Source organism: Kitasatospora sp. NPDC057512, from assembly GCF_042802135.1.
Lineage (GTDB): Bacteria > Actinomycetota > Actinomycetes > Streptomycetales > Streptomycetaceae > Kitasatospora.
The window spans coordinates 1-11,253 of the sequence record NZ_JBHVET010000225.1; the positions used below are offsets into that span (position 1 = coordinate 1).

Genomic DNA, 11,253 nt, shown 5'->3' on the forward strand with positions numbered 1-11,253 from the left:
CCCGCGGCACCCGCCGCTGGCGGCGCTAGCCGCCGAGCCAGGCGCGGGTCGGCGCGATGGACGGCGGCGAGCTCGGGCCGGCCACGATCTTGACGATGTCGGCCTCGGGCAGCACCTGGTCCCACACCTGGATGTCGGCGACGGCTCCGTGCCAGGGGTCGGCCCACTGCGAGTTGGAGCTCAGCCGGCCGACCTGGAGGGAGTTGGTGCCGCTCGGCTGCACCCCGGCCGACTTGGCCGAGGACTGCGGAGCGCCGTTGACGTACAGGGTGAGCTGGCCCGACGGGTCGTCGTACACGCCGGTCAGCAGCACCCACTGGTTGACCGTCGCGTCGCCCTTGGACCAGGCGATCGCCGAACCGCCGCCCGGCACCTGGACCTTGAAGTACCACTGGTCGTGCCCGTTGTTGTTGGCCCGGCCCAGCGCGAACGAGTAGTACTGGCCGTCGCCCTGGCTGACCGCGCTGCGGTTGCCGTTGGGCACGTCGACCAGCACCCGCGCGGAGACGGTGAAGCTCTTGTTGACCTCGACGACCGACGCGGCCGTGGAGGCGAACGAGTCCTGGCCGCTGGGCAGTTTGAGGACCTGCCCGGAGAAGCCGGCCATCGTCCCCTGCTTGGCGTCCGCCCCCAGGTTGAGCGCGGCCGCGCCCTTCTTGGCGGGCAGCGAGCCGACGGTCGGCGGGCTGTCGATGCCCTTGAGCGGCGGCGCGCTCGTCGTGTTCGACGGGCCGGAGACCGTCGGGGTCGGCGTCCCGGGGCCGTGGGCCACCGGCGTCTTCTCCTTGCCGTGCTGGTAGTACCAGTACCCGCCGCCACCGGCGGCGGCCACCACGACCACCGCGGTCACCGCGCCGATCAGCTTGAGCCGGCGGCCGCGCTTGGCGGACTGCTCGTTCTGCTCGGCCAGCGCCTCCCAGTTCGGCGTGCCCGCCGGGGAGAGCGCCGGGCCGGGCGGCGGGACGGGCGGCTGGAAGCCGCCCTGCTGCTGCCAGTGCGCCACGGGCTGGACCGGCTGCGGCTGGACCGGCTGCGGGCCCGGCGGGAAGGGCTGCCCGACGGCCGGTCCGGGTTGCGGCATCGGCGCCTGCGGATGAACCGGCAGCGGCTGAACGGGCTGTGGTGCCACCGGGCCGGGCTGCACCGGCCCCGGCGCCACCGGGGCGGGTCCGCCGCCCTGGTGCGGCACCGGCGGCACCGGCGGCGCGACCGGATGCGGCGTCATCTGCTGGGGCTGCGCGGGCGCGGCGGGCGGCGGCCCGTAGCCGGACGCGGGGCCGAAGGCTCCGCTCGGGGACTGCGGTGGCACACCGGTGGCCGGAGCGGGCCCCCCGGCCGGTGCCTGCTGCGGTGGCGTGGCGGGCTGGCCCGGCTCGCCACTCGGTACCGGTCGATCGCTCATGGCCCGAATGCTAGGGCATCCACCCCGACACGCCCATGGGGGGTGCGCGGACGGAACGTCAGCGCGGCCGGGGTCTCCCGGGTGCGACGCCGGCTCACGCGACCCCGTTGTAGGGCAGCTTCCAGCGCTGCGAGACGGTGTCCGCGCACGGCCGCAGGAGCACCGCCGTACCGTCCGCGAGCGCCCCGCCCGCGGTGCCCAGGCACAGCCCGGTGTCCGGGTGCTTCAGCCGCTGCCCGGGGGCGGTGACCCAGCGCTGGGCCGAGCCGCCGGTGCACTCGGCCAGCGTCACCGAGGAGCGGTCGGCGCCCGGCGCCAGGCAGGCCGCCCCGCCGCGCAGCGAACCGTCGTTGCCCACCGTCCACCCGGTCGAGACGGCCTGGTCGCCGCAGGATCCGACGGTCACCGGGCTGCCGGCGGTCCCGCCGCCGCCGTGCCGCAGGCAGATCCCCGGGGCGCCCGCCGGGACCTCGCCGGACGGCAGGCCGACCCGGTTGTGGAAGGCGAAGGAGTTGCTGCGCAGGCCGGTCCCGCCGCTCCAGACCTCGAAACCCGCCTGCACCCGGCAGAGGTAGGAACTCTTCGGGACGTAGCCGCGCGCCATCGCGTCGGCGGTGAACAGCCGCAGGTCGAGGCCGCGGGTGGTGTGGGTGGGTGCCGTGCGGACGTAGCTGATCACGCTGTGCGGGCCGGTGATCGGCGCCTGGTAGACGTGGTAGCTCGCGTCCCCGAACGGCAGGGCGTCCGCCACCTTGTCGCCGGCGGGCCGCACGTTGTCGGTGGCGTCCAGCCAGATCATCACCTCGGCGCTCTCCCCCGGCAGGCAGTTGTCCGGGCTGGAGCCGTACCAGAGGTCGAAGGAGAGGTTGAAGGAGCCGCTCACCCGCCCGTTGGCGTCCCAGTCCGCGGTGGCGTCGCCGAGCGCGCTGACCGGCACCGGCAGTCCGCTCGCGCCCGGGGCGGTCGAGACGTTGGGGTAGGCGCCCGGGGCGAGCGGGTTCCTCGGGACGAAGTCGTTGATCCGGGACACCGTGAACCCGCTGTCCCCGACCGGGTCCACGCAGACCGTGCCCGCGGTGTTCCACGGGTTCGGTTCGAGGATCTTCGCGCCGCCGTCCATCGCCAGCTTGGGGAACGGCTCCTGCGCGGTCGAGCAGATGCCCGGCCCGGACAGCGCCGTCGCCGGGCCGGCCGGCCCCTCCACCGCCCCGACGTCGCCGCTGCACCCGGCCAGCAGCGCGGCGACCGCACCGAAGGCGGCGACCGCCCGCAGGCCCCGCGCCACGCGCCCGGCCGCGCCGTCCTCGATGCCCATCGCTCTCCCCCGAACCGTCCTCGCCCGTCGAACGGACAACCGTACACAGGCTCTCCGGCCGCACCCCGTCCACATCACGATCGGAACTCGATATCGGTTCCGGGCGGCCGGTCGAACAGGGGGAAGCGGACGCAGAGCGATCGGTCCCGTACGATCCTGGCGTCCCCTGGTGCCCGAGCGACAACGGCCGCCGCGCGGGGACGGTTCAGTCTCAGTACGGCTTCGGGGGAGTAGAGCACGTGACTGTCACCGAGAGCGCGCGACTCGCGGGAAGCGGTCAGCCGCCGGTCTCACGACGCCGCAGCCGGCGCGGCCCGGCCGCCCGCAACCGGTGGGGCCTGCTCCCCCAACCACCGGACAACACCGAGAAGTACCTCTACGCCCGCACCAACCTGTGGGTGCTGACCTGCTTCTCCCTCATCAGCTTCGCCTGCATGGTGGCCAGCGAGATCGGGCTGCTGAGCGCGACGCCGTGGTTCCTCTTCTTCATACCGCCGCTCGCCTTCACCATCGTCTACTACCTGATATCCCGCTGGGTGCACGGCTTCAACGAGACCTTCGACCTCTCCGCCCACCGGGCCCTGGTCAAGTCCTGGCAGCCCGAACACCATCCGACCGTCGACATCTTCCTCCCGGTCGCCGGCGAGCCGATCGAGGTGCTGCACAACACCTGGACGCACGTCGCCCGGCTGCGCGACCAGTACCCGGGCGACGTCACCCCGTACGTCCTCGACGACAGCAACAGCCCGCAACTCGCGCAGATGGCCGTCGACTTCGGGTTCGTGTACGGCACCCGCGACAAGCTCGGCTGGTTCAAGAAGGCCGGCAACCTCCAGTTCGGCTTCCGCAACTCCGACAGCGACTACATCCTCATCCTGGACGCCGACTTCGCGCCCCGGCCGGACCTGCTGAACGAGATGCTCCCCTACATGGAGGCCGACCCCCGCCTCGGCATCGTCCAGTCCCCGCAGTTCTTCCGCATCCTGGACTCGCAGAACTGGATCGAGCGCGGCGCCGGCGCCGTCCAGGAGCTGTTCTACCGGACCGTCCAGGTCTCCCGGCAGCGCAGCGACGGCGCCATCTGCGTGGGCAGCTGCGCGGTGTACCGGCGCGCGGCGCTGGAGGAGAACGGCGGCACCACGCTGATCGGCCACTCCGAGGACGTGCACACCGGGTTCGACCTGCGCCGCCTCGGCTGGGACCTCCAGTACATACCCGTCGCGCTGGCCACCGGCGTCTGCCCGGACAACGTCGGCGGCTTCTTCAACCAGCAGTACCGCTGGTGCACCGGCTCGATGAGCCTGCTCGGCAGCAGGAAGTTCTGGCAGACCAAGCTGCGGCCGATCACCCGGGCCTGCTACCTGTCCGGCTTCTTCTACTACATCCACACGGCGCTGTTCACCGTCGTCTCACCGCTCATCCCGATCGTCCTGCTGCTCGCCCGCCCCGACCTGATCCGCTGGGAGAACACCGCGCTGGTGCTACCGGGCCTGCTCTACGCGACGGTCGTCTTCCCGCTCTGGCACCGCAACCCCTACCGGCTGGAGGCCTGGGCCGCCCGCATGATGTACGGCTGGGCGCACGTCTTCGCCATCTGGGACATCGTGCGCCGCAACCGGATGGCCTGGCAGCCGACCGGCTCCAGCGGCGCCAAGCGGAACAGGACCCGGCGGTTCTGGATCGGCGTCATCGCCTGGGGCGGCGGAACCGCCCTGCTCTGGGTGCTGCTGAGCATCTGGCGGATGCTCACCATGGGCCCGCTGAACTTCGCCCTCGTCCTCGCCTCCGGCCTCTTCTACGCCACCATCGTGGGCCGGGTCCTCGTCCAGCCCCGCCCGACGGAAGCAGTGTGATCGCCATGACCGCCCACCCGAGACGGGCCGCCCGGCTCCGTCGCCGGCTGGCGCTCCCGCTGCTGGTCGCCGCCGGCCTGCTGCTCACCACCGCGTGCGGCCCCGAGGACCCCGGCTTCGCGATGCAGAAGGACCTCGCCCAGGCCGCCCCGGCCGCCACCCCGGCCCCGGGCGCTTCCGGCGCTTCTGGCACTCCGGGCGCTCCTGGCACTCCGGGCGCGACCCCCGCGCCCGCCCAGCCCAAGGCCCTGCCGGCCGGCGTCCCGTACGACGTCACGCCGCTGCTCAGGCCGAGCCGCAAGTACCTCGGCGCCGCCCTGCCCGACGTCCCCGCCACGATGGACGCGCTGCCCGGCTACCGCGACGCGATCGGCAAGCAGCCCAACGTCCTGGAGTTCTACGCCCACTGGAAGGGCGGCTTCGACACCGCGGGCGCCCGCCGGATCCACGACGCCGGGGCACTGCCCTTCATGGCCTGGGAGCCGCACGACCGCTCGCTCGCCTCGATCGCGGCCGGCGACACCGACGACTACGTGCGCGGCGTCGCCAAGGCCGTGGCCAGGTTCAACCTGCCGATCGCCGTCAGCATCGCCCACGAGATGAACGGCGACTGGTACCCGTGGGGCCGTCAGGCCGCCACCCCCGAGGACTTCGTGGCCGCCTGGCGCCACGTCCACGACCTCTTCGACCAGGCCGGCGCCACCAACGTGATCTGGGTCTGGAGCCCCAACATCACCGACCCCGCGCCCAACACCCGGCTGGCGCCGTACTACCCCGGCGACACCTACGTCGACTGGGCCGGCATGACCGGCTACTTCACCAAGACCGGGCCCAAGACCTTCGACGCGCTCTACGGCCCGACCATGGCCGAGATCCGCGGCTTCTCCCAGAAGCCCTTCTTCATCAGCGAGACCGCCTCCGAGCAGGGCAAGCGCCAGCTCGCGGACATCGACCAGCTGTTCTCCGGGCTGGAGGCGCACGACGACATCGTCGGCTTCGTCTGGTTCAACATCGTCAAGCGGGCGGACTGGCGGGTCGAGGCCGTGCCGGACACCCTCGCCGCGTTCAAGCAGCGCGTGTCCGACCCCCGTTACGGCTTCGACATCCGGAACCCCTGATGAGCACTGAGTCCGAGTTCTCCCCCGTCCCGCACGGCCGCTCCGCCCACGGCCCGGCCGCCGAGCCGGACCCGGAGCCCGATGGTCCCAGGGCCGCTGCGACGGCGGGCAGCCCCGACGCGCCCCGTACGGCCGCGGCGGTCGACAACCCCGACGGCGTCGAGCTGGCCCCGTACACCATCCCGCAGGTCCCCGCGATCGGCTGGGACCCGGGCACCAGCCCCCGCCGCCGCTGGATCGCCCGCGGCCTGCTGGGCGCCGTCCTGACCGTCCAGGCCGCCCTCTCGCTGCGCCTGCTGGCCGCCGCGCACCCCGACGAGGCCGCCGCCATGGTCGCCGGCCGCCAGCAGCTGGCCCACCTGCTGCACGGCACCCCGGTCACCACCGACCTGGTCGACCGGGTGCACGGCTCGCCCTGGCTCTACCCGCCGCTGGCCGGCGCCGCCGCCGACGCCAACGGCATCTGGGGCACCCGGCTGCTCAGCCTCGGCTTCGCGCTGCTCACCACGGTCCTGCTGTACTCGCTGACCCGGCGGCTGTTCAACGAGCGGGTCGCCATCTGCGCCATCGCCGGGTACGCCGTCCTCCAGTCCACCGTCGTGGTCGGCTTCTACGCCGCGCCCGAGTCCCTCGCCGTCCTGCTGGTCGCCCTCGCGGCCTGGACCACGGTGTTCACCGCCGGCCGCCATCCGGCCCTGGCCCTGCTCGCGGCCCCGCCCACGGCGCTGGCCTGTGCCACGGCCTACTCCGCGGCCTTCGCCGTCCCCGCCCTGGTCGCCCTCGCCTTCGCCTGCGCCCGGCCGTACCACCGGGTGGGCCCGGCCGCCCTGCGCGCGCTGCTGGCGGCCCTCGGCACCCTCGTCCTGCTGCTCCCGTACGGCACCCTCGGCAAGGTCGCCGGGTGGTCGCCCTCGCGCGGCAACGCCCCCGGCTCGGCCGGCTCGATCCTGCTCGGCACGCTCCAGTGGGCCGGCCTGTTCACCGTCCTCGCGGTGGCCGGCACCATCGCCTACGCGCGCCGCGAACAGATGCCCGAGCACGACGCGCCGGAGAAGGACGCCCTCCCCACCACCCGGGGCCGGCGCGCCCTGCTCGGGGCCGTCCTGACCGCCACCGCCCTGCTGGTCCCCGCCGCCCACCTGTGGACCGGCACCTCCGGCGCGCTGTTCCGCCACCTCGGCTACGGCATGCTGCTCGCCGCCCCGCTCGCCGGGGTCGGCCTGACCCGGCTGGTCGGCGCCCACTTCCGCCACCCCCAGCTCGGCATCCTGGTCTGGGTCGCCCTGCTCGCCCTCGGCCTGGAGCAGTCCGCCCTGCGCTACCAGAACGGGCCCGACTCCGGCCGCCTGCTGGCCGTCCTGCGGGTCCACACGGAGCCCCAGGGCCGCTACCTCACCGAGGTCGACGGACTCGCCGAGTACTACCTCGGCGGCGTCTCCAAACCCGAGCAGTGGGTCTCCGCGCGGGCCGGCACGGACTACCGCGACGGGGCCGGGACCGAGCACCACGGCGACGACGGCAGCGTGGCCGCGATCCGGGACGGCTGGTTCACCATGGTCGTCCTCGACAGCACCGCGCCGAGGGCCACCGACCGGGCCCTGAGCGAGGCCCTGAGCACCGCCGGACACTACCGGCTGGTCGCCCAATTCACCTCGCCGACCGGCGATTCGAGTACGTACAAGGTCTATCTGAAGCACTGACCGGCCGCCCTGCCCACGCACATCCGCGACACGACAGGCACAACATATGGTGCCGCCGCAGTCCGGCGGCACTACATGTATGCTCGCTTCTGCTGTCGATGCAGGGGAACCCGGTGCGAATCCGGGACTGCCCCGCAGCGGTGAGCGGGCGGCTCCAGCAGCCGCACCCCGCGAGTCCGAGTACCTGCCGACGGCGTGCGCCACGGCCCTCCCGCAGAGGCCGCGCCGGCACGAGCAGTACCCCTCCGGGCCTCGCGGGCGGGCCGGGGAGTCACCTCGCGCGACGCTTTTTGCGTTCGCGCCGTGCTCCCCTGCCCAGATCGGCCCGGTAGCCCCCGAGCACCGCCGCCGATCGCCGCCAGGAGAGAGCGCCTTGACCACCGCTGCCTCAGCCACCCTGCCCGCCCAGGGCTCCGGTACCGCCTTCACCGACCCGACGGTCTCCGACCCCGGGGGCGCGCTGCTGCGGCTGCTCACCGACCGCAGCACCGACCTCACCGAGGTCGACCCCGGCCATGTCGCCGCCGCCGCGCTGCGCGGCCGCCACGCCGGCTCGGACTTCGCCGAGCTGCGCGGGCTGGCCGTGGACGCCGCCGCGTCGATGATCGCCGAGGACCCCCAGTACTCGAAGCTGGCCGCCCGCCTGCTCGCGCTGGAGATCGTCGACGAGGCGAACAGCCAGGGCTCGGTGTCCTTCTCCGCCTCGATCGCCGTCGGCCACGCCGAGGGCCTGATCGGCGACACCACCGCGGACTTCGTCGCCAAGCACGCCGCCGCCCTGGACGCGCTGATCGACGCCTCGGGCGACGACCGCTTCGAGTACTTCGGCCTGCGCACCGTGCAGTCCCGCTACCTGCTGCGCCACCCGATCACCCGCAAGGTGATCGAGACCCCGCAGCACTTCCTGCTCCGCGTCGCCTGCGGCCTGGCGGTCGGCGACAGCGAGCAGTCGGTGCGCGAGGTGTCCGAGCTGTACGGCCTGATGAGCCGCCTGGAGTACCTGACCTCCTCGCCGACGCTCTTCAACTCCGGCACCCGGCACCCGCAGATGTCGAGCTGCTACCTGCTCGACTCGCCGCTGGACAACCTGGACTCGATCTACAACCGCTACGCGCAGATCGCCCGCCTGTCCAAGCACGCCGGCGGCATCGGCCTGTCCTACTCGCGCATCCGCTCGCGCGGCAGCCTGATCCGCGGCACCAACGGCAAGTCCAACGGCATCGTGCCGTTCCTGCGCACCCTCGACTCCTCGGTCGCCGCCGTCAACCAGGGCGGCCGCCGCAAGGGCGCGGCCTGCGTCTACCTGGAGACCTGGCACGCCGACATCGAGGAGTTCCTGGAGCTCCGCGACAACACCGGCGAAGAGGCCCGCCGCACCCACAACCTCAACCTGGCGCACTGGATCCCGGACGAGTTCATGCGCCGGGTCAACGCCAACCAGGACTGGTCGCTGTTCTCCCCGGCCGACGTGCCGGAGCTGGTCGACCTGTGGGGCGCCGACTTCGACGAGGCCTACCGCAAGGCCGAGCTGGCCGGCAAGGCCGTCCGCACCATCCCGGCGCAGACCCTGTACGCCCGCATGATGCGCACCCTGGCGCAGACCGGCAACGGCTGGATGACCTTCAAGGACGCCTCCAACCGCGCCGCCAACCAGACCGCCCTGCCGGGCCGCACCGTGCACTCCTCCAACCTGTGCACGGAGATCCTGGAGGTCACGGACGACTCCGAGACCGCCGTCTGCAACCTCGGCTCGGTCAACCTCGGCGCCCACGTGGCCCCCGGTGCCACCGCCGACGACCTGATCGGCGCCATGGACTGGGAGCGCCTCGACGCCACCGTCCGCACCGCCGTGACGTTCCTCGACCGCGTGGTGGACATCAACTTCTACCCGACCACCGAGGCCGGCACCTCCAACTCCCGCTGGCGGCCGGTCGGCCTCGGCGTGATGGGCCTCCAGGACGTCTTCTTCAAGCTGCGGATCGACTTCGACTCCGCCGAGGCCGCCCGCCTGTCCACGCTGATCGCCGAGCGCATCATGCTCACCGCGTACGAGCGCTCCGCCGACCTGGCCGAGCAGCTCGGCCGCCACGAGGCGTACGGCGAGACCCGCGCCGCCCGCGGCGAGCTGCACATCGACCACTTCCCGACGGCCGCCCCGCAGTGGGCCGACCGCTGGACGGCGCTGCGCGCCCGGATCGCCGAGACCGGCCTGCGCAACTCGCTGCTGCTGGCCATCGCGCCGACCGCGACCATCGCGTCCATCGCCGGCGTGTACGAGTGCATCGAGCCGCAGGTGTCCAACCTGTTCAAGCGCGAGACGCTGTCCGGCGAGTTCCTCCAGGTCAACCCGTACCTGGTGCGCGAGCTCAAGGAGCTCGGCGTCTGGGACCAGCAGACCCGCGACGCCCTGCGCGACGCCAACGGCTCCGTCCAGGACCTGAACTGGCTGCCCGCCGAGGTCCGTTCGCTGTACCGGACGGCCTGGGAGCTGCCGCAGCGCGCGCTGATCGACCTGGCCGCGGCCCGCATGCCGTACCTGGACCAGAGCCAGTCCCTGAACCTGTTCATGGCGGCGCCGACCATCGGCAAGCTCAGCTCGATGTACGCCTACGCGTGGAAGGTCGGTCTGAAGACCACCTACTACCTGCGTTCGCGCCCGGCCACCCGCATCGCCCAGGCCGCGTCCGGCACCGCCCGTGCCGCCGCGCCGGCGCCGGTGCCCGTGAACACCCCCTCCCTCACCCCGGAGCAGGAAGCCGCCATCGCCTGCTCCCTGGAGAACCCCGAGTCCTGCGAGGCCTGCCAGTGAGCACCCCTGAAGACCGCAAGATGCTGCTCGACCCCGGCTTCGAGCTGACCCTGCGCCCGATGCGCTACCCGTCGTTCTACGACCGGTACCGGGACGCGATCAAGAACACCTGGACCGTCGAGGAGGTGGACCTGCACTCCGACGTCGCCGACCTGGCGAAGCTCAGCGAGGGCGAGCGCCACCTCATCGGCCGGCTGGTCGCGTTCTTCGCGACGGGCGACTCGATCGTCTCCAACAACGTGGTGCTGAGCCTCTACAAGCACATCAACTCCCCGGAGGCGCGGCTGTACCTGTCGCGTCAGCTGTTCGAGGAGGCCGTGCACGTCCAGTTCTACCTGACGCTGCTGGACACCTACCTGCCCGACCCGGAGGACCGCAACGCGGCCTTCGCGGCGGTGGAGAACATCCCCTCCATCCGGCAGAAGGCGCAGTTCTGCTTCAAGTACATGAACGCGGTCGACCACATCGAGTCGCTGCAGACGAAGGAGGACAGGCGGGCGTTCCTGCTCAACCTGATCTGCTTCGCCGCGTGTGTGGAGGGCCTGTTCTTCTACGGCGCCTTCGCCTACGTGTACTGGTTCCGTTCGCGCGGCCTGCTGCACGGTCTCGCGACCGGTACCAACTGGGTGTTCCGCGACGAGTCCATGCACATGGACTTCGCGATGTCGGTGGTCGACACCGTCCGCGAGGAGGAGCCCGACCTCTTCGACGACGAGATGGCCAAGCAGGTCACGGAGATGCTGGAGGAGGCCGTCGAGGCCGAGCTCCAGTTCGCCCAGGACCTGTGCGGCGACGGCCTGCCCGGCATGAACACCGCCTCCATGCGCGAGTACCTGGAGGCCGTGGCCGATCAGCGACTGGCCCGCCTGGGCCTGCCGATCCGCTACGGGTCGACGAACCCGTTCGGCTTCATGGAGCTCCAGAACGTGCAGGAGCTGACCAACTTCTTCGAGCGCCGGGTGTCCGCGTACCAGGTCGCCGTCGAGGGCACCGTCGCCTTCGACGACGACTTCTAAACCACAGATACGACAGAGGTGCCCCGCACGGCCACAGCCG

The 11,253-nt window shown here is 72.4% G+C and carries 7 protein-coding genes and 1 riboswitch; of the genes, 5 read left to right on the forward strand and 2 right to left on the reverse strand.

Annotation, left to right across the window (positions count from 1 at the left end; all coding sequences use genetic code 11):
- Positions 1-25: 25 nt before the first annotated feature.
- Positions 26-1,402 carry a LamG-like jellyroll fold domain-containing protein gene (locus ACFU6K_RS16960; protein ID WP_380663771.1) on the reverse strand — a complete coding sequence of 459 codons (1,377 nt, stop codon included), beginning with the start codon at positions 1,400-1,402 and terminating at the stop codon, positions 26-28.
- 94 nt (positions 1,403-1,496) lie between these two features.
- Positions 1,497-2,717: a ricin-type beta-trefoil lectin domain protein gene (locus ACFU6K_RS16965; protein ID WP_380663773.1), complete on the reverse strand. Its 1,221-nt coding sequence runs from the start codon at positions 2,715-2,717 to the stop codon at positions 1,497-1,499.
- 434 nt (positions 2,718-3,151) lie between these two features.
- Here ACFU6K_RS16965 and ACFU6K_RS16970 point away from each other — a divergent pair, with 434 nt between their 5' ends.
- The 5 genes from ACFU6K_RS16970 to ACFU6K_RS16990 all read left to right on the forward strand — a co-directional run bounded on the left by ACFU6K_RS16970 (position 3,152) and on the right by ACFU6K_RS16990 (position 11,213).
- Positions 3,152-4,570 carry a glycosyltransferase family 2 protein gene (locus tag ACFU6K_RS16970; RefSeq protein ID WP_380663779.1) on the forward strand — a complete coding sequence of 473 codons (1,419 nt, stop codon included), beginning with the start codon at positions 3,152-3,154 and terminating at the stop codon, positions 4,568-4,570.
- A 5-nt stretch (positions 4,571-4,575) separates the two neighbouring features.
- The gene (locus tag ACFU6K_RS16975) at positions 4,576-5,688 is read left to right on the forward strand and encodes a glycoside hydrolase family 26 protein (protein ID WP_380663774.1); all 1,113 of its coding nucleotides are present in this window, start codon (positions 4,576-4,578) and stop codon (positions 5,686-5,688) included.
- Complete coding sequence (locus ACFU6K_RS16980; protein WP_380663777.1) at positions 5,688-7,388, forward strand: glycosyltransferase family 39 protein; 1,701 nt, start codon at positions 5,688-5,690, stop codon at positions 7,386-7,388. Before ACFU6K_RS16975 ends, ACFU6K_RS16980 begins: the two co-directional genes overlap by 1 nt.
- Before the next feature lie 72 nt (positions 7,389-7,460).
- Positions 7,461-7,595, forward strand: a riboswitch (cobalamin riboswitch).
- Positions 7,596-7,785: 190 nt separating this feature from the next.
- Complete coding sequence (locus ACFU6K_RS16985; RefSeq protein WP_380663781.1) at positions 7,786-10,197, forward strand: ribonucleoside-diphosphate reductase subunit alpha; 2,412 nt, start codon at positions 7,786-7,788, stop codon at positions 10,195-10,197.
- 20 nt (positions 10,198-10,217) lie between these two features.
- Complete coding sequence (locus ACFU6K_RS16990) at positions 10,218-11,213, forward strand: ribonucleotide-diphosphate reductase subunit beta (protein ID WP_380663782.1); 996 nt, start codon at positions 10,218-10,220, stop codon at positions 11,211-11,213.
- The last annotated feature ends 40 nt before the right edge of the window (positions 11,214-11,253 follow it).

Bases quoted from the DNA above. Each gene is read 5' to 3' on its own strand.
- ACFU6K_RS16960 (WP_380663771.1), bottom strand. From the start codon at position 1,402: ATGAGCGATCGACCGGTACCGAGTGGCGAGCCGGGCCAGCCCGCCACG.
- ACFU6K_RS16965 (WP_380663773.1), bottom strand. From the start codon at position 2,717: ATGGGCATCGAGGACGGCGCGGCCGGGCGCGTGGCGCGGGGCCTGCGG.
- ACFU6K_RS16970 (WP_380663779.1), top strand. From the start codon at position 3,152: ATGGTGGCCAGCGAGATCGGGCTGCTGAGCGCGACGCCGTGGTTCCTC.
- ACFU6K_RS16975 (WP_380663774.1), top strand. From the start codon at position 4,576: ATGACCGCCCACCCGAGACGGGCCGCCCGGCTCCGTCGCCGGCTGGCG.
- ACFU6K_RS16980 (WP_380663777.1), top strand. From the start codon at position 5,688: ATGAGCACTGAGTCCGAGTTCTCCCCCGTCCCGCACGGCCGCTCCGCC.
- ACFU6K_RS16990 (WP_380663782.1), top strand. From the start codon at position 10,218: ATGCTGCTCGACCCCGGCTTCGAGCTGACCCTGCGCCCGATGCGCTAC.